General features: G+C 57.6%; 22 protein-coding genes. 18 read left to right on the forward strand and 4 right to left on the reverse strand.

Annotated elements, in window-relative coordinates; all coding sequences use genetic code 11:
• Window positions 1-184 precede the first annotated feature (184 nt).
• A complete protein-coding gene (locus tag ACEWL3_RS04600) occupies window positions 185-397 on the reverse strand; it encodes a DUF1127 domain-containing protein (RefSeq protein WP_386179580.1) in 213 nt (70 codons plus the stop codon).
• A gap of 518 nt (window positions 398-915) precedes the next feature.
• On the opposite strand from ACEWL3_RS04600, the gene ACEWL3_RS04605 reads away from it, so the two are divergent.
• The gene (locus tag ACEWL3_RS04605; RefSeq protein WP_386179583.1) at window positions 916-1,989 is read left to right on the forward strand and encodes an Mrp/NBP35 family ATP-binding protein; all 1,074 of its coding nucleotides are present in this window, start codon (window positions 916-918) and stop codon (window positions 1,987-1,989) included.
• 12 nt (window positions 1,990-2,001) lie between these two features.
• Here ACEWL3_RS04605 and ACEWL3_RS04610 read toward each other — a convergent pair whose 3' ends face one another.
• Window positions 2,002-2,784 (reverse strand): hypothetical protein, encoded by a 783-nt coding sequence (locus tag ACEWL3_RS04610; protein WP_386179586.1) that lies wholly within the window; start codon window positions 2,782-2,784, stop codon window positions 2,002-2,004.
• 861 nt (window positions 2,785-3,645) lie between these two features.
• Here ACEWL3_RS04610 and mraZ point away from each other — a divergent pair.
• The 7 genes from mraZ to mraY are packed head-to-tail and all read left to right on the forward strand — an operon-like array spanning window position 3,646 to window position 11,342.
• Window positions 3,646-4,137: a division/cell wall cluster transcriptional repressor MraZ gene (mraZ, locus tag ACEWL3_RS04615; protein WP_114879111.1), complete on the forward strand. Its 492-nt coding sequence runs from the start codon at window positions 3,646-3,648 to the stop codon at window positions 4,135-4,137.
• A gap of 5 nt (window positions 4,138-4,142) precedes the next feature.
• Complete coding sequence (rsmH, locus tag ACEWL3_RS04620) at window positions 4,143-5,132, forward strand: 16S rRNA (cytosine(1402)-N(4))-methyltransferase RsmH (RefSeq protein WP_386179589.1); 990 nt, start codon at window positions 4,143-4,145, stop codon at window positions 5,130-5,132.
• Between the two features lie 2 nt (window positions 5,133-5,134).
• On the forward strand, window positions 5,135-5,515 hold the full coding sequence (gene ftsL / locus ACEWL3_RS04625; RefSeq protein ID WP_386179592.1) for a cell division protein FtsL: 381 nt from the start codon (window positions 5,135-5,137) through the stop codon (window positions 5,513-5,515).
• Complete coding sequence (locus ACEWL3_RS04630; protein ID WP_386179595.1) at window positions 5,512-7,302, forward strand: peptidoglycan D,D-transpeptidase FtsI family protein; 1,791 nt, start codon at window positions 5,512-5,514, stop codon at window positions 7,300-7,302. Before ftsL ends, ACEWL3_RS04630 begins: the two co-directional genes overlap by 4 nt.
• 11 nt (window positions 7,303-7,313) lie before the next feature.
• Entirely contained in the window at window positions 7,314-8,795 is a 1,482-nt protein-coding gene (locus tag ACEWL3_RS04635; protein WP_386179598.1) for a UDP-N-acetylmuramoyl-L-alanyl-D-glutamate--2,6-diaminopimelate ligase, read from the forward strand.
• The gene (locus tag ACEWL3_RS04640) at window positions 8,792-10,213 is read left to right on the forward strand and encodes a UDP-N-acetylmuramoyl-tripeptide--D-alanyl-D-alanine ligase (protein WP_386179601.1); all 1,422 of its coding nucleotides are present in this window, start codon (window positions 8,792-8,794) and stop codon (window positions 10,211-10,213) included. The genes ACEWL3_RS04635 and ACEWL3_RS04640 overlap by 4 nt, the downstream gene beginning before the upstream one ends.
• 46 nt (window positions 10,214-10,259) lie before the next feature.
• The gene (gene mraY / locus ACEWL3_RS04645) at window positions 10,260-11,342 is read left to right on the forward strand and encodes a phospho-N-acetylmuramoyl-pentapeptide-transferase (protein WP_114879106.1); all 1,083 of its coding nucleotides are present in this window, start codon (window positions 10,260-10,262) and stop codon (window positions 11,340-11,342) included.
• Between the two features lie 72 nt (window positions 11,343-11,414).
• Here the strand turns inward: mraY and ACEWL3_RS04650 are convergent, their stop codons facing one another.
• The gene (locus tag ACEWL3_RS04650; RefSeq protein ID WP_386179605.1) at window positions 11,415-12,356 is read right to left on the reverse strand and encodes a glutaminase; all 942 of its coding nucleotides are present in this window, start codon (window positions 12,354-12,356) and stop codon (window positions 11,415-11,417) included.
• A 43-nt stretch (window positions 12,357-12,399) separates the two neighbouring features.
• Between ACEWL3_RS04650 and murD the strand changes: the two genes are divergently transcribed.
• Window positions 12,400-13,803 (forward strand): UDP-N-acetylmuramoyl-L-alanine--D-glutamate ligase, encoded by a 1,404-nt coding sequence (murD, locus tag ACEWL3_RS04655; protein WP_386179607.1) that lies wholly within the window; start codon window positions 12,400-12,402, stop codon window positions 13,801-13,803.
• On the opposite strand, the gene ACEWL3_RS04660 is transcribed toward murD, so the two are convergent.
• Window positions 13,800-14,978 (reverse strand): BaiN/RdsA family NAD(P)/FAD-dependent oxidoreductase, encoded by a 1,179-nt coding sequence (locus tag ACEWL3_RS04660; protein ID WP_386179609.1) that lies wholly within the window; start codon window positions 14,976-14,978, stop codon window positions 13,800-13,802. The two genes, murD and ACEWL3_RS04660, sit on opposite strands and share 4 nt — an antisense overlap.
• 253 nt (window positions 14,979-15,231) lie before the next feature.
• Between ACEWL3_RS04660 and ACEWL3_RS04665 the strand changes: the two genes are divergently transcribed.
• From ACEWL3_RS04665 to ACEWL3_RS04705, 9 genes are all read left to right on the forward strand, one after another.
• Window positions 15,232-16,401 (forward strand): peptidoglycan glycosyltransferase FtsW, encoded by a 1,170-nt coding sequence (locus ACEWL3_RS04665; RefSeq protein ID WP_386179612.1) that lies wholly within the window; start codon window positions 15,232-15,234, stop codon window positions 16,399-16,401.
• Window positions 16,398-17,498: a UDP-N-acetylglucosamine--N-acetylmuramyl-(pentapeptide) pyrophosphoryl-undecaprenol N-acetylglucosamine transferase gene (locus tag ACEWL3_RS04670; RefSeq protein WP_386179615.1), complete on the forward strand. Its 1,101-nt coding sequence runs from the start codon at window positions 16,398-16,400 to the stop codon at window positions 17,496-17,498. The genes ACEWL3_RS04665 and ACEWL3_RS04670 overlap by 4 nt, the downstream gene beginning before the upstream one ends.
• Window positions 17,495-18,913: a UDP-N-acetylmuramate--L-alanine ligase gene (gene murC / locus ACEWL3_RS04675; RefSeq protein ID WP_386179618.1), complete on the forward strand. Its 1,419-nt coding sequence runs from the start codon at window positions 17,495-17,497 to the stop codon at window positions 18,911-18,913. The genes ACEWL3_RS04670 and murC overlap by 4 nt, the downstream gene beginning before the upstream one ends.
• Entirely contained in the window at window positions 18,910-19,161 is a 252-nt protein-coding gene (locus ACEWL3_RS04680; RefSeq protein ID WP_386179621.1) for a DUF2484 family protein, read from the forward strand. Before murC ends, ACEWL3_RS04680 begins: the two co-directional genes overlap by 4 nt.
• Window positions 19,158-19,424 carry a DUF2484 family protein gene (locus ACEWL3_RS04685; RefSeq protein WP_386179624.1) on the forward strand — a complete coding sequence of 89 codons (267 nt, stop codon included), beginning with the start codon at window positions 19,158-19,160 and terminating at the stop codon, window positions 19,422-19,424. The genes ACEWL3_RS04680 and ACEWL3_RS04685 overlap by 4 nt, the downstream gene beginning before the upstream one ends.
• Window positions 19,421-19,702, forward strand: coding sequence for a hypothetical protein (locus ACEWL3_RS04690; RefSeq protein WP_386179627.1), 282 nt, complete (start codon window positions 19,421-19,423; stop codon window positions 19,700-19,702). The genes ACEWL3_RS04685 and ACEWL3_RS04690 overlap by 4 nt, the downstream gene beginning before the upstream one ends.
• 48 nt (window positions 19,703-19,750) lie before the next feature.
• Window positions 19,751-20,698: a UDP-N-acetylmuramate dehydrogenase gene (murB, locus tag ACEWL3_RS04695; RefSeq protein ID WP_386179630.1), complete on the forward strand. Its 948-nt coding sequence runs from the start codon at window positions 19,751-19,753 to the stop codon at window positions 20,696-20,698.
• A 121-nt stretch (window positions 20,699-20,819) separates the two neighbouring features.
• Complete coding sequence (locus tag ACEWL3_RS04700) at window positions 20,820-21,698, forward strand: D-alanine--D-alanine ligase (RefSeq protein WP_386180475.1); 879 nt, start codon at window positions 20,820-20,822, stop codon at window positions 21,696-21,698.
• On the forward strand, window positions 21,686-22,567 hold the full coding sequence (locus tag ACEWL3_RS04705) for a cell division protein FtsQ/DivIB (RefSeq protein ID WP_386179633.1): 882 nt from the start codon (window positions 21,686-21,688) through the stop codon (window positions 22,565-22,567). Before ACEWL3_RS04700 ends, ACEWL3_RS04705 begins: the two co-directional genes overlap by 13 nt.
• The last annotated feature ends 1 nt before the right edge of the window (window position 22,568 follow it).

A 22,568-nucleotide genomic window follows, 5' to 3' on the forward strand; every position in this document is an offset into this window, starting at 1 on the left:
CAAAAAAAACGACGACACCTTGGGAGGAAGGTGTCGCCGTCTCTTTTGTGGCCCAAAGCGTCAAGGGAGGATCGGCTTTGGGTCAATCAAGGGAACCGCAGCATCGGGGAGGAGGAAGAAGATGCGGCCCCTTGGATCAGGCCTGTGAACAGGGAGGTGTCACAGGCCTAAATCGTAAACTCGTTCAGCGTTTTGCCGCTTCCCAGGAAACCCGGCGCAGATCGTAGCGGTTCAGGCCCAGATCATTCAGTTCGCGGTTGGACAGCGCGCTCAAACCATCGAGCGTTTCGCGGTACAGGCGGTGCTGCTTGTAGCGGGTTGCCAGAGCATCAAAGGCTGTGCCGATGCGGGCAAAGAAGGATGTTGTCGTTGCGGATGTTGTATTTACGTATGCCATTTTGGCGCCTCTTGTTTCATATCTATCGTCGTTTCGGATGAGGGGTATCTATGCCTTTAAACCGGGCGATCAACGGCTGTTAATGCAATGCCGCTATGCAGCATTTGCATGGCCGACTTTGGGTCAACCTCTTGCTTACCAAGGGGAAACCGTCGCCGCTTGGCAAAATTCGCCATCGGCAAAGGTTGGCACTGTCAAAGATTTGAAGGTGTGGAAAAAAGGGCGACGACATCAGGGAGGAGGAAGATGTCGCCGCCAAAACCAGATTTGCTCGGGAGGAGGATGAGCGCCTCTGTTCTTTCTATCGGATCAGCCTTGCGACCAATCCATGACCTTACAATCCAATAAATGCTGCATCTGCACAATGGATAGTTTTGCAATGCTGCTATGCAGCGAAAACATGGTAACCCTGCGTAAATGTTGAGCAATCCGCCTTTTCATTCAGCATTGGCCGTTGGCCTCTTGTGGTTTGTCCAAAACCTGCCATTTCAGGAGGCATGAATGAGGAGAATTTGCGCATGTCCGTCACCAAAGCCGATGTTGAAGCTGCCCTTGCACGGGTTACTCTGCCGGATGGTAAAAGCCTCATGGTGCATGATCTGGTGCGGGCGCTGACGGTCGAGGGCGACAAAGTGCGATTCGTGATTGAAGCGCCGAGTGCTGAAGTGGCCAAACAAATGGGACCCCTGAGGGATGCGGCGGAAAAGGTCGTATCGGACCTGCCGGGGGTCGCTCAGGCGACGGTTGCGCTGACGGCCCATGGGCCAGCGCCCAAACCTTCAGCGCCGCCCAGCCTCAAGATCGGCGGCCATCCCAAACCGCAGGAGGGGCCAACCAAGCCCAGCGGCGTCCAGCGTATTCTGGCAGTCGGGTCGGGCAAAGGCGGCGTTGGCAAATCCACCGTCAGCTCAAACCTTGCCGTGGCTTTGGCGCGGGCAGGGCGCAAGGTGGGCCTGTTGGATGCGGACATCTACGGGCCGTCACAGCCCCGCATGATGGGCATTAACAAACGGCCTGCCAGTCCGGATGGCAAAACGATCATCCCGCTACATGCGCATGGGGTCACGCTGATGTCGATCGGGTTCATGATGGAAGAGGGCAAGGCCATTGTATGGCGCGGTCCGATGTTGATGGGCGCGCTGCAACAGATGCTGGGGCAGGTTGAATGGGGCGAATTGGACGTACTGCTGGTCGATCTGCCCCCCGGTACCGGGGATGTGCAGCTGACCTTGTGCACCAAGTCGGACCTGACCGGAGCAATTGTGGTCAGCACACCACAAGACGTGGCGTTGATTGATGCACGCAAGGCGCTGGATATGTTCGCAACCCTCAAAACGCCGGTTCTGGGGTTGATCGAGAATATGTCGACGTTTGTGTGCCCCGATTGCGGGTCCGAGCATCAGATCTTTGGTCATGGCGGTGTCGCGGCTGAGGCCGAAAAAATGGGGGTGCCGCTGTTGGGCAGTCTGCCGATTGATCTGGATACCCGGTTGGCCGGCGACGGTGGCACGCCGATCGCTGCAGGCGACGGGCCGATGGCGCAAGCCTATGCAAAGATTGCCGAAGGGTTGATTAAGGGTGGGATGGCTTGAGGGGCGACACGATTAATCCAGTGATCTGCCTTCGACCAGATGCCCATAAAGCGTGGTCAGAATTGAGATAAATACCAAGCCCTCGATAATAAAGACCAGCGTTTGCATGATCACCGATATGCCAATGCCGTCGGGCAAGATAGCGTTGCTGATTAAAGAGATTACGAGGTTCATCAGCGCCAGTAAGAGGGCCACACCCCACAATGCATTCGAAATGGTTGCGGTAACCTGCCAGCTTTCGGTAATGCGCATGGTTTGACCCAGTGCCGCTGCGGGCAGCACCACACTGAGCCGCAGGGCCACCCAGATAAAGAATATGCCCGCAATAACACCGACAACCAAGAACACTGTAAGGCCGCCAGACATGGCCGCGCCCATACCGCCGAAAATGGCAATGGCGATGCCGACCGGGATCGCAATCAGAAATTGGACCAAAGCCAGGATAATGGCACGCCAAAGATAGCCAAGAAGGACTGAGAACCCTGCCTTGATAAGGCCGCCCTCGTCTGCGTCGTTTACCAAGACGTAACGGTGCCACAGGATGGCCATCAGTGCATAGCCGATCAGGCCTGCAATCGATAAAAACAGCAGCAGCATGGCCGAAGATGGCGCAGGGGCGACAAATTTATCTGGTGTGGACTGTATTGCGATAAGTGCATCCGGAACCAAAATAGCGGCCGCAATGACGCTGGCCAGCACACACAAAAGAGCTGGCGCAATCACACGTAATGTCGTGCCAGGTTCATGAAGGAGCATGCGGATGGCATGCGTAAGGATGGCCAAAGCGTTGTTCACGAAAAGCTCCATGTTGTTGCCGAGCCTTTTGGCCTGATATCGAAAAAGAAGCAAGCAGCCGACAAAGCGCGGGCAGGCGAGATAGGACTGCAGTCAAAATTGACATAATTCAGCATCGCGGCGGCTGAGGTGCATTGGACATGTTCGCGCTGCCCTTCGCAACGCGTTTGGGAATGCACGCGCAGCCGCATGGGAAAACATGGGCCTTGAGGAGCTGGTCAGCGGACCGGTTCAGCCAAATTTCGCCGATTCCGAATCATTTTGAGGGAATTAGCCTTGTAATACCTTGCGTGGCGCTGCTGAAATGTGGAACAAGTCAGGAACATACGCTGTGGATAAGTCTGTGACTTAAAAATTCGGGGAATTCATGGGAATTTACTGCCTAAAGCCGAACGTTACAATATGTAGTGGTTTTTAAGAAACATTATACCATTTGTGCTAAATTATTACGTAAATGAACGCCGTATTTTGTTTTCATCACCTGTGCAAAACTAAATATTGTGTATAGAACCGAAAAAAATAGTAGACGGACATGAATTCCCATGGCATCCCTTATGCATCGGATGAGAACGGGACACGGGGCACCAAACGACCCCATACAGACAAAATAACCTAGCAGGTTTCATACAGGCACCTCGATTTCATCAGACCAACGAGATCCGGCGCGCGGGCGAGCAGACATCCCCCCAGGTGGCGCGCGCAGTCGGACTTCCCCGCTCAAGCGGGACGAGGGCGGAGAGTTGATCAGTGGCAGCAGATCAACTCTCCGTTTCCATTTAAAATCAGAGCACTGGGGAAAGAACTTCACGCGGGGGCGCGTAACAGATCAAAGCGCAAAATGCGCAGGCAGGAACAAAGACAGTGAGCCGCAGGTTCAGAGGCGAAAGCCATCACAAGGTCGATACGAAGGGGCGGGTGTCTATCCCAGCCTCTTTTCGCCGTGTGTTGGAGGCCGGTGATCCAAACTGGAAGTCTGGCGAGACCCCTGAGCTGGTGATTGTATACGGCGACGAGCGCCGCTCCTACCTTGAATGTTATACGATGGAAGCCATCGACGAGGTGGATCACAAGATCGACCGTATGCCGCGCGGTTCCATGCAGCGCAGAGCCTTGCAGCGTCTGTTTCATGGCCAGTCCTTCCCGACCACGGTGGATGAAACGGGGCGGTTGGTCCTTCCCGCCAAGCTGCGGAACAAAATTGATCTGGACGCCGAGGCGTTTTTTATCGCCGCCGGTGATACCTTTCAGATCTGGAAGCCCGAAACCTACGAAATGGAAGAGGAAGCGTGGCAGAACGAACTGCCGGACGACGTTGATCCGCTGTCTTTCCTGGATGGCGATCAGGAGGAGTAACGCACATGGCTGCTGCGGCCACCCTTGATCAGTCTGCCCCTCACACACCTGTATTGTTGCGCCCGCTTTTGGCCGCTGTTGCGCCTGTTTCGGGTGTTTGGCTTGATGGCACATTTGGCGCGGGCGGCTATACCCGTGGTTTGCTTGAGGCCGGGGCCGCCCGGGTGATCGCCGTCGACCGCGATCCGGTGGCGTTTGAAATGGCGGCAGACTGGGCCACGGCCTACGGCGACAGGATCACCATGCAGCATGGTGTGTTTTCCAAGATGGATGAATATGCGCAGGATCTCGACGGTGTTGTCCTCGATCTTGGCGTGTCTTCAATGCAATTGGATCAGGCAGAGCGTGGGTTTTCGTTCATGAGGGACGGGCCTTTGGACATGCGGATGTCGCAAGATGGGCCATCGGCTGCCGATCTGGTCAATGAGGCGGACGAAGAGACGCTTGCCAACATTCTGTTTCAATATGGTGAAGAACGCGCAAGCCGCCGCATTGCCAAAGCGATTGCGCGCGCGCGTGCCGATGCACCGATCACCACGACACTGGAACTGGCGTCATTGGTTGAGGGCTGTCTGCCCCGCTCAAAACCCGGTCAATCACATCCTGCAACGCGCAGCTTTCAGGCATTGCGTATCGCGGTGAACGATGAATATGGCGAATTGTTTCAGGGGCTTATGGCGGCTGAGCGGGCGTTGAAGCCCGGTGGACAGCTTGCGGTTGTGACATTCCATTCGGTCGAGGACAGGATGGTCAAACGGTTCCTGACCGCCCGGTCAGGGTCGGGGGGGAACGCCAACCGCTTTGCCCCCGAACGGCACCAGGACGCGCCGCAGTTCATACTGAAGTCGCGCAAGGCCATTGGCCCGGACCCACAAGAATTACAGGAAAACCCGCGCAGCCGCTCGGCCAAGCTGCGGGTTGCCACACGAACGGATGCGCCTTCGGGCGTGGTTGATGCAAAATCCATCGGAATGCCGATGGTAAAGGGGCTTTAGACATGCGTGCTGTGCTTTACATTCTGACCTCACTGGCTGTTGTCGGCCTTGCGTTCTGGGCCTACCGCGAAAATTACGCGACCCAACAGGCGCTGAGTGAGGCAGACAAGCTGCACCTCAACATCCGCGCTGCCCATTCCCGGCTTGCGGTTTTGCGCGCTGAATGGGCCTATCAGAACCGACCGGACCGCCTGCGTGATCTGGCTGAGATCAATTTTGAACGGCTGGGTCTGCTGCATCTGCACCCAGATCAGTTTGGTCAGGTCGATCAGGTCGCCTATCCCCCAGCGCCACTGTTGCCGATTACCGACCCGGTTGATGTCTCAACGATGAATTCAGTCGCACCGACAGGTGCGTCAAACGCCGACGAGGACCCGCTATGATCCGCACTCCGCTGCGCCCGTTGGCACGCATTCTTGACGCTCGCGAAAAGGGCGAAAACCCCGATGCGATTGAACGTGAAAATACCCGTATACGCCTTGAACAGATGCGCGATCAGTCCCGCCTGCGCGCCGAGGGGCGGTTGTTGGTGTTGGGCGTGTTCTTTTTCTGCGCATTTGCCGTAGTCGGTGCGCGCATGGGGCTAATGGCAACCTCTGAACCGGTTGAACCGCGCGCCCATGCGCCGGGCGCGGTGATTTCTGCAAGCCGCGCAGACATTGTGGACCGCAACGGCAGCCTGCTGGCCACGAATTTCGACACCCACGCGTTGTATGCCCAGCCCAAGCAAATGGTTGACCCGGCAGCGGCGGCGAAAAAGCTGGTGGCGATCTTTCCTGATCTGGATGAAACACGCCTGCTCAAAGATTTCACCGGGGCGCGCAAGTTCCTTTGGGTGAAAAAGAAAATCAGCCCCGAACAGATGCAGGCCGTGCATGACATTGGTGATCCGGGATTGCTTTTTGCGCCGCGTGACATGCGGCTTTACCCCAACGGAAGATTGGCCGCCCATGTGATGGGGGGGGCGAGTTTTGGCAAGGAAGGTGTGCATGCTGCCGAAGTGATTGGCGTGGCAGGTGTTGAAAAATATTTTGATGATTATCTGCGCGACCCTGCGAACGGGGCCAAGCCGCTGCAACTGTCGCTGGACCTGACGGTTCAAGCGGCGTCCGAGCGCATTTTGCTTGGCGGCATGAAATTGATGAACGCCAAGGGGGCCACATCCGTGCTGATGGATGTGAAAACAGGTGAGGTGATCAGCGTGGTCTCGTTGCCAAACTTTGACCCAAACGATCGCCCACGCCCGGCGACCACGGGCGATGCGTCTGACAGCCCGCTCTTTAACCGCTCTGTGCAGGGGGTCTATGAGCTTGGCTCGACCTTCAAGATTTTTGCCGCTGCCCAGGCCATTGATCTGGGATTGGTGAACGCGCAGACCGTCATTGATACCAAGGGCCCGATGAAAGTGGGCGGGTTCAAGATTGGTGAATTTCGCAATAAGAACTACGGCGAGTTGTCCGTCACCGATATCATCGTGAATTCATCAAACCGCGGGACCGGTCGCCTGGCCCTGCAGATCGGACAGAAGCGCCAGCAAGAGTTCCTCAAGAGCCTCGGTTTCTTTGAGCCGACAGGGTTTGAGATTGTGGAGGCGGCAGGTGGCAAACCCTTGTTGCCCAAACGCTGGACTGATCTGTCGACAGTGACCATTTCTTATGGCCACGGGTTGTCATCCAGCCCGATGCATCTGGCCGCAGGATATGCAGCGATCGCCAATGGCGGGTATAAGATTGAGCCGACGTTGCAGAAACAATCGGGTCCCAGGCTCGGGCCTCGGGTTATGTCCGCAAGTGCCGCCGCTGACGCGCGGATGATGTTGCGCAAGGTTGTAAGCGACGGCACGGCGAGCTTTGGCGAGGTGCCGGGATATTTTGTTGCAGGCAAGACCGGGACAGCGGACAAACCGAAACCGCGTGGTGGATATTACAAGGACAAGGTGATCGCGACTTTTGCGTCGATGTTCCCCGCCAATGATCCAAAATATGTACTGATCGTCACGCTGGATGAACCGGTTGAAACATCCGGCGACAAACCGCGCCGCACGGCCGGCTGGACGGCTGTGCCGGTTGCGGCGGAAATGATCCGGCGTGTGGCCCCCTTGCTGGGTGTGCGACCAGCCATTGAACCCGTCAACGCCGCTGTGGTAACGCTGACCAACAGCAATAATTAATGACTGACATCATGAGCCGCGCGCCCCTTTCACTTTCTTCACTTGGGTTAACGGCGCGCGGTGGTGCCAATCCGAACATCACGGGCATTTCGGTCGACAGCCGGGTCGTAAAGGACGGCTTTTTGTTTGCCGCGATGCCGGGCACCAAAGTGCATGGGGCCGAGTTCATCAAATATGCGGTGCGCATGGGGGCCGCTGCGGTTCTGACTGATGCCAAAGGTGCTGCGATTGCCGCCGATGTGATGGCGGACGCTGGGGTGGCGGTTGTTGTGACCGATGCGCCGCGCGAGGCGCTGGCGCGCACGGCAGCGCTTTATTTTGGCGCACAGCCAGACACCGTTGTCGCGGTGACAGGCACCAACGGCAAAACATCCGTCTCCACATTTGTGCGCCAAATCTGGATCGAAATGGGTTTTGCGGCCGTCAACCTTGGCACCACCGGGGTTGAGGGCGCTTGGGCCGCCCCCTTGGCGCACACCACACCCGAGCCGATCACCTTGCACCGCACCCTTGCACAGGCGGCATCACATGGCATCACTCATGCCGCGATGGAGGCGTCAAGTCACGGCCTTGACCAGCGGCGTCTTGATGGGGTTACGTTGCGGGCGGGAGGTTTTACCAATTTCACGCAGGATCATCTGGATTATCACGAAACCTTTGAGGCGTATTTTGACGCCAAGGCGGGCCTTTTCGCGCGGGTTTTGACCGAAGATGGTACCGCAGTTGTCAACATCGACGATCCCAAAGGTATCGAGGTTGTTGCCATTGCAAAAGCCCGTGGGTGTGAGGTGATCACGGTCGGGCGCGATGGTGGCGATCTGCATCTCACGGCACAACGGTTTGACGCGACAGGGCAGGATCTGCGATTTCAATGGGATGGCAAGACCTATCAAAAACGGCTGAACCTTATTGGCGGCTTTCAAGCGGACAACGTGTTGTTGGCCGCAGGTTTGGTCATTGCCTGCGGCGGTGATCCTGCCGATGTTTTTGACACCATCCCGCATCTCAAAACGGTGCGCGGCCGCATGCAGCTTGCCGCGACACGCGACAACGGTGCGGCGGTGTTTGTGGATTACGCCCATACGCCTGACGCGGTTGCGACAGCCCTTTCTGCAATGCGTCCGCATGTGATGGGGCGACTGATTGCGATTGTCGGTGCAGGCGGTGATCGTGACAATACCAAACGCCCGCTGATGGGGCAGGCGGCAACGACACATGCAGATATGGTGATTGTGACGGATGACAATCCAAGGTCCGAGGACCCTGCCTGCATCCGCGCGGCTGTTCTGCTTGGCGCGCCCGAGGCGACTGAAGTCGGTGACCGGGCAGAGGCCATTTTACGTGGGGTAGATGCACTTGGCCCCGGTGATGCGCTGTTGATCGCAGGTAAAGGCCATGAGACGGGGCAAATCGTGGGCGATGATATCTTGCCATTTGATGATGCAGAGCAAGCCAGTGTGGCGGTTGCCGCATTGGACGGGAGAATGGCATGACCCTATGGACCAGCGATGCGGCGGCAAAGGCGACGGGCGGACGGGAACAAGGCACATGGGCCTGTGACGGCGTGTCGATTGACACACGTACTATTGAAGAGGGGGATCTTTTCGTTGCCCTCAAGGACGTGCGTGACGGGCATGAATTTGTGGCACAAGCCTTGGAAAAAGGTGCCAGTGCCGCCCTTGTTGACCATATTCCGACTGGTGTGGCATCGGATGCACCTTTGTTGATCGTGGATGATGTTTTGCAGGGCCTGGAACGTCTGGGAGCCGCTGCTCGGGCGCGCACGGATGCCAAGGTTGCGGCGATCACGGGCAGCGTCGGGAAAACCTCCACCAAGGAAATGCTGCTGGCGATCCTGAGCGATCAGGGACGGACCCATGCAAGCGTGGCCAGCTACAATAACCACTGGGGTGTGCCGCTGACCCTCGCGCGGATGCCGCAAGACACCGAATTCGCAATCATAGAGATCGGGATGAACCACCCCGGAGAGATTGCGCCCTTGGCAAAGCTTGCAAAACCGGATGTGGCATTGATCACAACTGTTGCCGCAGCCCACCTTGAAGCGTTTGATAACGTGGCGGAAATTGCCGTTGAAAAGGCATCCGTGTTTGAAGGGCTCAAACCGGGCGGCATGGCAGTGATCAACGCCGATATTGAACATGCTGCAATTTTGATGGCCAAGGCAATAGATTGCAAATTGCGACAGATTGAGTTCGGCGTGCACGGATTTCAGTACAAGCTCAAGGAGGTGACGGTTCGGGGGGATGCCACCGTGGTGCAGGCCGATGCGGATGGCGTGCCGCTGCTGTTCAAGATCGCCACGCCTGGACGCCATTTCGCGATGAACGGCCTGGGCGCATTGGCTGTGGCGCAAACGATGGGTGCTGATCTGGCGCTGGCGGCGGGGTCACTGGGACGTTGGTCACCCTTCAAAGGCCGCGGGGTCCGAGAAACAATCTATCTTGATCCTGTGGAAACGCATCTGACCCTGCAATTGATCGACGACAGCTATAATGCAAACCCAACCTCGATGGCCGCAGCACTGGAAGTGCTGGCCACCTCAGAAGTGACCCACGACATTGGTCGGGTCAGCAAAGGCCGACGGATCGCATTTCTGGGCGATATGAAGGAGTTGGGGCCAGATGAAATCGCGCACCATGCCGGGTTGGCGCATTTGGATCACATGAAGGCCCTTGATGTGGTGCATTGCGTGGGGCCGTTGATGAAGTCGCTCTATGCGCTATTGCCCGAACATCAGCGCGGCGATTGGTATGCGACTGCTGAGGAAATGCTGGTCGGTCTACGCGAACGGCTCGATTCAGGTGACGTTGTGTTAGCTAAGGGATCACTGTCGATGAAACTGGGGCTGGTCGTTGACGCCATCCGTAAAATGGGCCATCGGGTGGCCTGAGATCTAGAGGCAAATGCCCAAAAAACGATGATTTAGGACGCACTTCATGCTCTACTGGTTGACCCTACTGTCGGATGGTGGCGATTTCTTTAACCTGTTTCGCTACATCACCTTCCGGGCTGGTGGTGCATTCATGACCGCGCTTGTCTTTGGTTTTCTGTTTGGCAAACCGTTGATTTCTGTGCTGCGCCGGCGGCAAGGCAAAGGTCAGCCTATTCGCGATGATGGTCCAGAGGGCCATTTTGCCAAGGCCGGCACCCCGACTATGGGCGGTCTGTTGATCGTTGGCGCATTGCTGACCTCAACCTTGCTTTGGGCGCGGCTGGACAATCCGTTTGTCTGGCTGGTGCTTTTCGTCACGATGAGCTTTGCCGCAATTGGTTTTGCCGATGATTATGCCAAGGTCAGAAAGCAGACGGTTGCAGGTGTATCGGGTAAAGTGCGGCTTGTGCTGGGCTTATTGATCGCCGCGATTGCAGGGTATTGGGCGGCGCAATATCATCCTGACGGATTGCAGTACAAACTTGCGCTGCCGGTGTTCAAGGACACGTTGATCAATCTTGGCTTTCTGTTCGTGCCTTTCGCTGTGATCGTGATTGTAGGGTCGGCCAATGCGGTCAACCTGACCGACGGGTTGGACGGGCTTGCGATCATGCCTGTGATGATCGCGGCAGGCACATTGGGCGTTATTGCCTATGCCGTTGGCCGGGTCGATTTCACCGAGTATCTGGATGTGCATTATGTGCCCGGCACCGGCGAGATTTTGATTTTCACCGCTGGTATTTTTGGCGGCGGTTTGGGGTTCTTGTGGTACAATGCCCCCCCCGCAGCGGTGTTTATGGGCGACACGGGGTCCTTGGCCTTGGGTGGCGCATTGGGTGCGATTGCCGTGGCGACCAAGCATGAATTGGTGCTGGCGATTGTCGGTGGCCTGTTTGTGGTCGAAGCGCTGAGCGTGATCATTCAGGTGCTCTATTTCAAACGCACCGGCAAGCGGGTGTTCTTGATGGCCCCGATCCATCATCACTATGAGAAAAAGGGCTGGGCCGAACCGCAGATTGTCATCCGGTTTTGGATCATCTCTTTGATCCTGGCGATGATCGGATTGGCAACGCTGAAGGTCCGATAGCGGCACTTGCGACGGGGGGCCTCCAAAGGCACCATGTCCATCCCTTAACCAATCTTTATCGTCCAAATGCGCTCAAAAGATGGACCAACTCATCTGGCGCGCCAGACTGGCGAGGGCTTCGGTGCCCTTGAGTGAATTGCCATAGCGGTTGAGACCCGGCGACCAGACCGCGATGCTGGCAACGCCCGGCACGATGGCCAGTATTCCACCGCCGACACCAGATTTACCCGGAATACCGACGCGGTAGGCAAAATCGCCTGATCCATCGTAGTGGCCGCACGTCAACATCAATGCATTCAGCCGACGGATGCGACGCGGTGTGACAAGGCGGGGCAGGCCCGGCGCATCGACCAGAAAGCGGCCCGCCATGGCCAGTTGGACCGTTGTCATTTCTAACGCGCAATGATGAAAATAGGTGCCAAGCGTCATTTCCGGTCGGTTCGTAAGGTTATCGCAGGACGCCAGGAAATGCGCGAGCGCAAAGTTGCGGTGGCCAAAGGTGGTCTCTGACGCGGCGACCTTGTTGTTGATGTGAATGTCGTCTGTACCGGCCGCCGTGCGCACAAACTGCACGATCTCGGCCAAAGCCTCGCGCGGTTGTCTGTTGCCCAACACGGCATCTGTGGTGACAATCGCCCCTGCGTTGATGAAGGGATTGCGGGGGCGGCCTTGTTCTTGCTCCAATTGCACGATGGAATTGAACGCGCGCCCCGATGGTTCACGGCCCACCCGTGTCCAAAGCTGATCGCCGATGCGGCCAAGTGCAATGGCGAGGGTGAAAACCTTGGTGACGGATTGCACGGAAAAAGGTGTATCTGCATCGCCCGCGCTGTGCAGGGTCCCGTCAGCCAGAACAACAGCGATGGCGAATTGTCTTGGGTCAATGCGGGCCAGTTCGGGAATGTAATCTGCAACCTCACCCCAAATGTCGTCGTCGCGCATCTGGTCGTTCAGGCGCGGCAGTATCGCATCTAGATTGGGCAATTCGGTGGCTCCGGCTTGTGAAGGGCGCATATTACGACCATTCTGCGATCCAACAGGTATCAGGGGTTTTCAGATGATTCCAGTAAGGGGATTGGATGGCACAAGGGTTGCGGTTTTGGGGCTGGGTCGGTCAGGTCTGAGTGCTGCACGCGCATTGGTCGCAGGTGGGGCCCAGCCGGTATGCTGGGACGATAACCCAAGCGCGCGCGAGATCGCCGAGGCCGAAGGTTTTGCCTGTGCCGATCTGAAGAAAACCGGCGCGTTTGAAGGCATTTCCCGGCTGATTGTAAGCCCCGGTATCCCGCATTTGTATCCGGTGCCCAACCCGGTTGTTGTCGCCGCATGGGCCGCAGGTGTGCCCGTGGACAATGACATTGGGCTGTTTTTCCAAAGTTTTGCGACGTCGGAATGGGATAATTTTGATATTGCCCCGCAGGTCGTGGCAGTGACCGGATCAAATGGGAAATCCACGACTTCGGCGCTGATCCACCACATCCTTGAGCATGTTAAGCGGCCCTGCCAGTTGGCCGGAAACATTGGGCGCGGGGTGCTTGATCTGGATCCTGCCGTGGATGGCGAAGTCGTGGTCCTTGAACTGTCAAGTTATCAAACCGATCTGGCACGCAGTCTGACCCCGGATGTGGCAGTCTTTACCAACCTCAGCCCGGATCATCTGGACCGGCATCACGGATTGGGCGGCTATTTCGCAGCCAAAAGACGGCTGTTTGCCGAAGGCGGGCCAGACCGCGCGGTGATTGGCGTCGACGAGAATGAGGGGCGCTTCCTTGCCGGGCAACTGAGCGAAGGTCCGACAGATGACCGGGTGATCCGGGTCAGCGTGGAGACCAAGTTGACCGGACCGGGATGGCAGGTTTTTGCGCGCAAAGGCTTCTTGTCGGAAAACCGTAAAGGCAAGCAGATCGCTTCGGTTGATCTGCGTGGGATCAATGGGTTACCGGGGGCGCACAACCATCAAAATGCATGTGCTGCTTATGGCGCGTGCCGGTCTTTGGGGCTTGCTCCCAAGGTGATTGAGGCGGCGTTTCATACGTTTGGCGGGCTGCCGCATCGGTCACAGACCATTGGAGAGGCGGATGGCGTGCGCTTTGTGAATGACAGCAAGGCAACAAATGTTGATTCCGCCGCCAAAGCGTTGGCAGCGTTTCAGAACATCCGCTGGATCTGTGGCGGGCTCGAGAAAGAAGGCGGGTTGGACGGATTGGCCACCGCAACGGGATCAGTGCGCAAGGCCTATGTGATTGGTCGAGAAGCCGCGCAGTTTGCCATGCAGTTGACTGTGGACGCAGAGGTTTGCGGCACCATGGAAGTTGCGGTCGCAAGAGCGGTGGAAGAGGCTGAACCGGGGGACGTGGTCCTTCTGGCCCCGGCGGCGGCAAGCTTTGATCAATACGACAGCTTTGAGCGGCGCGGCGAGGATTTTGCCGCACAGGTTCAGAAAGTTACGGGCGGGCGTTAATGGTCTGAAATCGCGCGGGCGGCTGCCATGGCCGATGACCATGCCCATTGAAAATTATACCCGCCCAGCCAGCCGGTGACATCCACCGCTTCACCGATGAAATAAAGGCCCGGTATGGCGCTGCTCATCATTGATTTTGATGACAATTCGTTGGTGTCAATGCCCCCAAGGGTGACTTCTGCCGTGCGGTATCCTTCGGTGCCGGACGGAAAGAGCACCCAGTTTTGCAAAGCCTCTGTCAAGGTTTGCAATCGCGCGTCTGACCAATCCGCCAGATTGCCGCTCAGATCGAATTGGCCGCTCAGATGCTCAACAAGGCGGGCGGGCAGGTGCTGTGCCAGCACATTGGTCAGATTTCGGCGACCGGAGATTTGGCGTTGCGCGCGCAATGCAGAAAAAATATCGGTGTTGGGACAGAGGTTTACCGTGATGGGTTCATTTTCGTGCCAATAGGACGAGGCCTGCAAGACCGCGGGGCCAGACAGGCCGCGATGGGTAAAAAGCAACGCTTCCTCAAAAGTCGCGCCATCGGCGGTGATTTTGGACGGTGTTGCCACGCCGGATATCGGGGCAAAGCGGCCTTCGGCAAAGGTAAAGGGCACCAGACCGGCGCGGGTTTCTGTGACTGACACCCCGAATTGTCTTGCAATATCATAGGCTAAACCGGTTGCGCCCATCTTGGGGATGGATTTGCCACCGGTTGCAATAACAAGGTTGCGGGTGGTCACGTGCTGGGTCTTGCCCGCGGTGGACAGATCAAAGGTAAACAATCCGTTGTTCTTTGCAAAGTTGCTGGCAGTTGTTTGCAAAAAGAGCTGAGCCTTTGCCGCCTCCATCATCCGCAGCAACATCGCAACGATGTCTTTGGCTGAAGTGTCACAGAACAATTGCCCAAGCGTTTTTTCGTGCCACGCAACGCCATGCGCCTCGACCAGTTCGATAAAATCCCACTGCGTGTACCGGGCGAGGGCAGATTTTGCGAAATGAGGGTTCTGGCTGATAAAGGCGTCTGGTGTGCAGTGCATATTGGTGAAATTGCACCGCCCACCCCCGGAAATGCGGATTTTTTCGCCAGGCGCGCGGGCATGGTCCACGACCAGAACGCGCCCACCGGTATGGGCCGCGCACATCATGCCGGCGGCACCGGCCCCTATGATTGCTGTATCAACCTGCATCTTGTCGGCTCTGCCTTGTTCAGGCCGCGTGGTCAAGTTGATGCGCGCCGGGTTGCGCGCCCTGATTTGGGCGTGGCACCCTGGATGCCGTCCTGTCCGAACAAGGAGGCCCAAGTTTTTGGCCAGACCCGGAGTGGCTTGTGCAGGCAAAATAGACTGGCCCCATCGGCAAAAAGCCGCTATGCTTGGCATTGAGACCCCGAAAAGGGGCCACCCCGGTATCGGGAAACGAGGCAGTGCAAGGCAGGCTACCATGACAGAAATGGTCTATGGCGCGGTTCCCGTTCGGGATGGCGAGCCAATTCTCCCCAAATGGTGGCGCACCGTCGATCGCTGGGCGATGGGCTGTGTTTTGTTGTTGTTCGCCGTGGGTATGTTGTTGGGTCTGGCGGCCTCACCGCCATTGGCGGCGAAAAACGGCTTTGAACCATTTCATTATGTTCAGCGGCAGGCGTTATTTGGCGGCTTGGCGATACTGACCATGGCTCTGACATCGATGATGTCGCCGACTGTCGTGCGGCGACTTGGGGTTTTGGGATTTGTTGTGGCTTTTGTCGCACTTGCGCTGCTGCCGTTTTTTGGCACTGATTTTGGCAAGGGTGCAATGCGCTGGTACTCGCTGGGCTTTGCCGCGATTCAGCCGTCGGAATTTTTGAAACCCGGTTTTGTCGTAGCGGCAGCCTGGATGATGGCCGCCGCGCTTGAGATCAATGGCCCGCCGGGCAAGACTTGGTCCTTTGCGCTTTGTATATCCATCGTGCTGATGTTGGCGATTCAGCCCGATTTTGGACAGGCTTGTCTGGTGTTGTTTGGCTGGGGTGTAATGTACTTTGTGGCTGGCGCGCCCATGGTTCTGCTGGTCGGTATGGCGGGTCTGGTCGTGGTTGCGGGCACAGTCGCATATTCAAACTCCGAACATTTTGCCCGCCGCATTGATGGGTTCTTGAGCGTCGATGTCGACCCGACGACGCAGCTTGGCTATGCCACCAACGCGATCCGTGAGGGTGGTTTGTTTGGTGTTGGTGTGGGCGAGGGCGAGGTAAAATGGTCGCTGCCTGACGCACATACGGATTTCATTATCGCGGTCGCGGCCGAGGAATATGGATTGGTTTTGGTGATGTGCATCATCGCGCTTTATACCATTGTTGTCGTGCGGTCACTGTTGCGGCTGGTGCGCGAACGTGATCCGTTCATCCGGTTGGCGGGCACCGGGCTTGCCTGCATGTTTGGCGTTCAGGCGATGATCAATATGGGCGTTGCGGTACGGCTGTTGCCGGCCAAGGGCATGACCTTGCCGTTTGTGAGTTATGGCGGATCCTCCGTGATTGCCAGCGGCATTGCCGTGGGCATGTTGCTTGCATTTACGCGCACCCGCCCGCAAGGCGAGATCAGTGATATTCTGGGCAGGGGGCGCAGTCGATGAAGGCACCTTTGCTGATCATTGCAGCTGGCGGTACGGGCGGGCATATGTTTCCTGCGCAAGCGCTGGCTGAGGTGATGTTGATGCGCGGTTGGCGCGTCAAGCTCAGCACGGATGCGCGCGGCGCACTTTATACGGGCGGTTTTCCCGATGAGGTCAAAATTACCCAAGTGAACTCGGGCACTTTTGCGCGCGGTGGGCTGGCCGCCAAGGCGATGGTGCTTCCCCGCATATTGGCAGGTGCCACAGGGGCCGCGATGCGCATGATGCGTGACAAGCCCGCTGCGGTCGTGGGCTTTGGCGGCTATCCGACGATCCCGGCGCTGGCTGCGGCATGGGTGTTGCGATTGCCCCGCATGATCCACGAACAGAACGGCGTTTTGGGCCGCGTGAACGAGCTGTTTTCCAAACACGTCGATGTGGTTGCCTGTGGCACATGGCCGACCACTTTGCCTGACGGGGTTCAGGGTGTGCATGTAGGCAATCCAGTGCGCAGGGCTGTGCTTGAGCGGGCGGGAGCGGGGTACATCCCGCCGGGCAACTACCCGATGGAAATTCTGGTGATGGGTGGCAGTCAGGGTGCACGCATCCTGAGCGATGTGGTGCCGCCAGCGATAGCGGGCCTGCCGATGGACATGCTAAAAAACCTGCGCATCAGTCATCAGGCGCGCAACGAAGATGGCCAGCGGGTTGCGGATTTTTATGCGCAAGCCGGGATTGACGCCGATGTGCAGCCGTTCTTTGACGACGTGCCCCGCCGCATGAGCGAGGCCCAACTTGTGATTAGTCGCGCAGGGGCGTCATCAGTGGCGGATTTGTCTGTGATTGGGCGGCCTTCGATTTTGATCCCTTTTGCCGCTGCAACGGGCGATCACCAAACCGCAAATGCACGGGGGCTGGTCGAGGCCGGTGCGGCAATCATGGTACCAGAGAGTGCTGCCACCCCTGAAAGTCTGGGCGCGCAAATTCAGTTGATTTTGGGCGATTCCGATGGTGCCTTGAAAATGTCGTTGGCAGCCATTTCAATTGCCAAACCTGAAGCGGCCGAGGCCTTGGCGCAGATCGTCGAAGAACTTGCGAAAAAAGGAAATGACAAATGAATGCAGCGGCGACAAAACTGCCTACCGACGTGGGGCCGATCCATTTTGTGGGGATCGGTGGGATTGGCATGTCAGGCATCGCCGAAGTGCTGTTGAACCATGGATATACCGTGCAGGGGTCTGACCTCAAAGCGACCAAGATCACCGATCGCCTGGCCAAGCTGGGGGCGTCGATTTTTGAAGGCCAGGAGACCCAGAATATAGAAAACGCCGAAGTCATTGTCATTTCATCGGCGATCAAGCCCGGTAACCCGGAACTGGATGCCGCGCGCGCACGGGGTCTGCCGATTGTGCGGCGGGCTGAAATGCTGGCTGAACTGATGCGGCTTAAATCCAACATTGCGGTTGCCGGAACGCACGGCAAGACAACGACGACGACACTTGTCGCCGAACTGTTGGTCGCAGGCGGTATTGACCCAACTGTGGTCAACGGCGGCATCATTCACGCCTACGGGTCCAACGCGCGGATGGGTCAGGGCGAATGGATGGTGGTTGAGGCGGACGAATCTGACGGCACCTTCAACCGTCTGCCCGCGACAATCGCAATTGTCACGAATATCGATCCAGAGCATATGGAACACTGGGGCGACTTTGACACGCTGCGTCAGGGGTTCCTTGATTTTGTGTCCAACATTCCGTTTTACGGGTTGGCGGTTTGCTGCACGGACCATGAAGAAGTGCAAAAGCTGGTTGGCAAGATCACCGACCGCCGGGTTTTGACCTATGGTTTCAACGCCCAGGCCGATGTGCGCGCCACCAACCTGCATTACAAAGCGGGTGTTGCCTATTTTGACATTGATCTGCAGTCCGAAGAGATCACGATCAAAGACTGCAGCCTGCCGATGCCCGGCGATCACAACGTTTCCAACGCCTTGGCGGCTGTTGCTGTGGCACGGCATCTGGGCATGAAGGCTGATGAAATTCGCGACGCACTTGCCAAGTTTGGCGGCGTGAACCGCCGCTTTACCAAGGTGGGCGACGTTGATGGGGTGACGATCATCGACGATTATGGCCATCACCCGGTTGAGATTTCTGCGGTACTCAAGGCCGCGCGGCAGGCCACCGAAGGGCGGGTGATTGCGGTTCATCAACCGCATCGGTATTCACGGCTTAGCCACCATTTCGAAGACTTCTGTGCGTGCTTTAATGACGCGGATGTCGTGGGCATTGCCGATGTGTATGCCGCCGGTGAGGACCCGATTGAAGGGGCTGATCGTGACAGCCTGGTTGCTGGATTGATCCAGCATGGCCACCGCCATGCCCGCGCGGTTCAGGGTGAAGATGATTTGGCGCGGCTTGTTGCCGAACAGGCGCGCCCCGGAGATATGGTTGTGTGTTTGGGCGCGGGGACGATTAGCGGCTGGGCCAATGGCCTCCCGGATCGGCTGCGTGCGCTCAAAGGGGCGGCGGCATGACCCTGCTTTGGCTCTCGATCCTGTGGGTCTTTGCCTCTGCCTGCGTTGCGATGTTGCCGATGCGCAGGCAGTATGTTCCGGGTGTCATCTTGCTGCTTGCGGCCCCGGCTTTGATTGTGATGATCGGCATGCAGGTAAACTGGGTCGCGGCGCTGTTGGCGCTGGCGGCCTTCGTGTCGATGTTCCGTAATCCGTTGAAATTTCTGATTGCAAAGCTCAAAGGTCAAAATCCGGAGGTGCCACGATGAGCATGTCTTTGTTGCTGGCGTGCCTCTGGGCTGTCATCGCAAATGTGCTGGCGATGACGCCCAGCAAGGATCATCATTGGCGCAATGCCTATGTCCTGATAGCCGTCGGTATCCCAATTCTGGGCTATATAACCGTGCAGCATGGGCCGTGGATTGGTCTGTTGGTGCTGGCGGGTGGGTGTTCCGTGCTGCGCTGGCCGGTGATCTATCTGGGCCGGTGGGTGCGCCGGAATGTGGCTGCGGTGAAAGGTCCGGCGGAATGAGTATGACAGTCACGACGATGCTGGCGCTTCTCGCGGTTTGGATGCTGGTCTGTGCGTGGTGCGGATACCGGATAAGGGTGATTGCATTTCTCGGGCTTCTGCTGCTTGGGATTGGGCTGAACATGGCTTGGATTGTGTTCGGGCTGAAAGCCGCTCCGTTTGAGGCGCATGCGCTGATGGCTCAGGCCGCGCTGGCGATGTATGGTATTGGAACGTTTGGTATCGGCTTTCTGGTGGGGCGTCTTGCACGCCAGTTTCGGGCCAGCCGGGTCGAATAGGCGCGTTGCCGGTTTGCCCTGAAGCAAGGCGAAAGCTAAGGTATATCTATGGACAAGCTGACACTGCTAACGCCGCGCGGCAGGCTCACGCCGGACCGGCCCCTGAACGATTTGACATGGTTGCGAGTCGGCGGGCCTGCTGATTTTCTTTTTTCTCCGGCGGATGTGGATGACCTGCGCGATTTCTTGCGCGCATTGCCGGATCAGGTGGCGGTTTTCCCCATCGGCGTGGGCAGCAATTTGATCGTCCGCGACGGTGGGCTGCACGCAGTGGTGATCCGATTGGGGCGCAGATTCAACAGCATTGAAATTGACGGCGACCATGTGACGGCGGGGGCTGCGGCATTGGACGCGCATGTGGCCCGCAAGGCGGCTGACGCGGGACTGGACCTTACTTTCTTGCGCACCATTCCAGGCAGCATCGGAGGTGCGGTGCGGATGAATGCAGGCTGCTATGGGAGCTATACGGCCGATTGTTTTGTGAGCGCACAGGCGGTCAACCGGAAAGGGGAAATGATCACGCTGACTGCTGCCGATCTGAATTTTCGGTATCGCCAGAGTGACTTAGCGGATGGTTACATCCTTATTTCAGCGACCTTTGAACCGCCGGGGGGTGATCCCGAAACTTTGCACAGCCGTATGGCCGATCAATTGCGCAAGCGTGATGAAACGCAACCGACCAAAGACCGCAGTGCGGGCAGCACGTTCCGCAATCCGGCGGGCTATTCCAGCACGGGCCGCGCCGAAGATGTGCATGACCTCAAGGCTTGGAAGGTGATTGATGATGCGGGAATGCGCGGGGCCATACGCGGCGGCGCACAGATGTCGCCCAAGCACCCCAATTTTCTGATCAACACGGGCAATGCCACGGCTGCCGATCTTGAAGGATTGGGCGAAGAGGTGCGAAAAAAGGTTTACGATTCAAGTGGTATAAGGCTAGAATGGGAAATCATGCGCATCGGTGAATTTGCAGGTGATCCGGTGCCTGAGGCATAAGCCGCAAAGCGGCGAACAGAACGACAAACGACAACAATAATCAGGGCCGCAAAAGGTCCGGGACTTAAAAGGCACCAAGGTGGGTACGTCGAGCAGGACAACCCCGACAGTGGCGGTATTGATGGGTGGCCTCTCGGCAGAGCGCGAGGTGTCACTGGACAGCGGGCATGCCTGCGCCGCCGCATTGCGGGAACGGAATTACAAGGTGGTCGAGGTCGATGCAGGCCGCGACCTTGCTGCCGTTTTGGCCGAGCTCAAACCAGATGCGGTCCTGAATTGCCTGCATGGCCGCTGGGGCGAAGATGGTTGTGTACAGGGTTTGCTGGAATGGATGGGTGTCCCATACAGCCATTCAGGCGTGTTGTCCTCATCCTTGGCGATGGACAAAAACCGCACCAAAGATGTTTACCGTGCCGCCGGATTGCCCGTTGTGGACAGTGTGATCGCCGCGTCCGCCGATGTGCGCAGATCGCATGTGATGGAACCGCCTTATGTGGTCAAACCCAACAACGAAGGATCCAGCGTCGGCATTTATCTGGTGAACGAGGATGCCAACGGCCCGCCGCAGCTTGACGCAGACATGCCGGAGTTTGTGATGGTCGAAGCCTTTGTGCCGGGGCGCGAGTTGACCACCACGGTCATGGACGGGCGGGCGCTGACGGTCACTGATATCCTGACGACAGGATGGTATGACTATGACGCCAAGTACAAAGAGGGCGGATCGACCCATGTGGTGCCTGCCGAAATTCCCGCGGATATTTTTAATCTGTGTCTCGATTTCGCATTGCGTGCTCATGTGGCCCTTGGTTGTCGCGGCCTGAGCCGGACGGATTTTCGATGGGATGAAGCCAAAGGCGCGGACGGTCTGGTGCTTTTGGAAACCAATACCCAGCCCGGCATGACTGCAACATCGCTGAGCCCCGAGCAAGCCCAGGCTGTTGGCATTTCCTTTCCTGATCTATGCTCCTGGATGGTGGAGGACGCGTCATGTTCAAGATGAAGCGCCACACCAACAGACCAGCCAAGTCAGACCCCGCACCATCGCGCTGGGCATGGCGTATGCAGCGGTTGATGTTGACGCCAGCGTTTCTATTCGGGCTGCGCGTCGGGGTGCCTTTTTGCATCACATTGCTGGCTGGTACGATTTACCTCTCGGATGCCGACCGCCGCACTGCCATAACGGATGCTGTTGCAGATGCGCGCGCCGGCATTCAGGAACGACCGGAATTCATGGTCAAGCTGATGGCGATTGACGGGGCCGAGGATAAACTGGCCGCCGAAATCCGTGCCGCTGTCCCGCTGCGGTTTCCGCAAAGCTCCTTTGACCTTGATCTCAAGGAAATCCGAGCTGATATCGATGCGCTGCATGGTGTCAAAAAGGCCAGCGTGCGCATTCGCCCCGGCGGCATTTTGCAAATAGAAGTGACACCGCGCGTGGCTGCCGCGATTTGGCGCAGCGAAGATGGTCTGACCCTGATCGACGAAACCGGCGCGCATATCAGCAACATCACCTCGCGTTCAGAATTTCCGCAGTTGCCCCTGATCGCCGGGGAAGGTGCGACACGGGATGTGGCCGAAGCATTGCGGTTGAGCCGCGTTGCCGGTGCGCTGGGCAATCGGCTGCGCGGTGTTGTGCGTATCGGTGGGCGGCGCTGGGATGTCGTGCTGGACCGTGATCAGCGGATCATGTTGCCTGAACAGGGGGCTTTGCAGGCTCTGGAACGGGTGATCGCGCTGGAACGCGCCCAAGAGATTCTCACCCGCGATGTGGCGCGTGTGGACATGCGGTTGGCGCAACGGCCAACCGTCCGAATGAACGAAGAGGCCACCCGCGAATGGTGGCACATCAGGCAGAGTGCAGGACAGTAAC

Origin of the sequence: Sulfitobacter sediminivivens (genome assembly GCF_042611115.2) — a bacterium.
GTDB classification, from domain to species: domain Bacteria; phylum Pseudomonadota; class Alphaproteobacteria; order Rhodobacterales; family Rhodobacteraceae; genus Sulfitobacter; species Sulfitobacter sediminivivens.

Excerpts from the sequence above, each read along its gene's own strand:
- ACEWL3_RS04600 (WP_386179580.1), bottom strand. The coding sequence starts at position 397 with ATGGCATACGTAAATACAACATCCGCAACGACAACATCCTTCTTTGCC.
- ACEWL3_RS04605 (WP_386179583.1), top strand. The coding sequence starts at position 916 with ATGTCCGTCACCAAAGCCGATGTTGAAGCTGCCCTTGCACGGGTTACT.
- rsmH (WP_386179589.1), top strand. The coding sequence starts at position 4,143 with ATGGCTGCTGCGGCCACCCTTGATCAGTCTGCCCCTCACACACCTGTA.
- ftsL (WP_386179592.1), top strand. The coding sequence starts at position 5,135 with ATGCGTGCTGTGCTTTACATTCTGACCTCACTGGCTGTTGTCGGCCTT.
- ACEWL3_RS04630 (WP_386179595.1), top strand. The coding sequence starts at position 5,512 with ATGATCCGCACTCCGCTGCGCCCGTTGGCACGCATTCTTGACGCTCGC.
- ACEWL3_RS04635 (WP_386179598.1), top strand. The coding sequence starts at position 7,314 with ATGAGCCGCGCGCCCCTTTCACTTTCTTCACTTGGGTTAACGGCGCGC.
- ACEWL3_RS04640 (WP_386179601.1), top strand. The coding sequence starts at position 8,792 with ATGACCCTATGGACCAGCGATGCGGCGGCAAAGGCGACGGGCGGACGG.
- mraY (WP_114879106.1), top strand. The coding sequence starts at position 10,260 with ATGCTCTACTGGTTGACCCTACTGTCGGATGGTGGCGATTTCTTTAAC.
- ACEWL3_RS04650 (WP_386179605.1), bottom strand. The coding sequence starts at position 12,356 with ATGCGCCCTTCACAAGCCGGAGCCACCGAATTGCCCAATCTAGATGCG.
- murD (WP_386179607.1), top strand. The coding sequence starts at position 12,400 with ATGATTCCAGTAAGGGGATTGGATGGCACAAGGGTTGCGGTTTTGGGG.
- ACEWL3_RS04660 (WP_386179609.1), bottom strand. The coding sequence starts at position 14,978 with ATGCAGGTTGATACAGCAATCATAGGGGCCGGTGCCGCCGGCATGATG.
- ACEWL3_RS04665 (WP_386179612.1), top strand. The coding sequence starts at position 15,232 with ATGACAGAAATGGTCTATGGCGCGGTTCCCGTTCGGGATGGCGAGCCA.
- ACEWL3_RS04670 (WP_386179615.1), top strand. The coding sequence starts at position 16,398 with ATGAAGGCACCTTTGCTGATCATTGCAGCTGGCGGTACGGGCGGGCAT.
- murC (WP_386179618.1), top strand. The coding sequence starts at position 17,495 with ATGAATGCAGCGGCGACAAAACTGCCTACCGACGTGGGGCCGATCCAT.
- ACEWL3_RS04680 (WP_386179621.1), top strand. The coding sequence starts at position 18,910 with ATGACCCTGCTTTGGCTCTCGATCCTGTGGGTCTTTGCCTCTGCCTGC.
- ACEWL3_RS04685 (WP_386179624.1), top strand. The coding sequence starts at position 19,158 with ATGAGCATGTCTTTGTTGCTGGCGTGCCTCTGGGCTGTCATCGCAAAT.
- ACEWL3_RS04690 (WP_386179627.1), top strand. The coding sequence starts at position 19,421 with ATGAGTATGACAGTCACGACGATGCTGGCGCTTCTCGCGGTTTGGATG.
- murB (WP_386179630.1), top strand. The coding sequence starts at position 19,751 with ATGGACAAGCTGACACTGCTAACGCCGCGCGGCAGGCTCACGCCGGAC.
- ACEWL3_RS04700 (WP_386180475.1), top strand. The coding sequence starts at position 20,820 with ATGGGTGGCCTCTCGGCAGAGCGCGAGGTGTCACTGGACAGCGGGCAT.
- ACEWL3_RS04705 (WP_386179633.1), top strand. The coding sequence starts at position 21,686 with ATGTTCAAGATGAAGCGCCACACCAACAGACCAGCCAAGTCAGACCCC.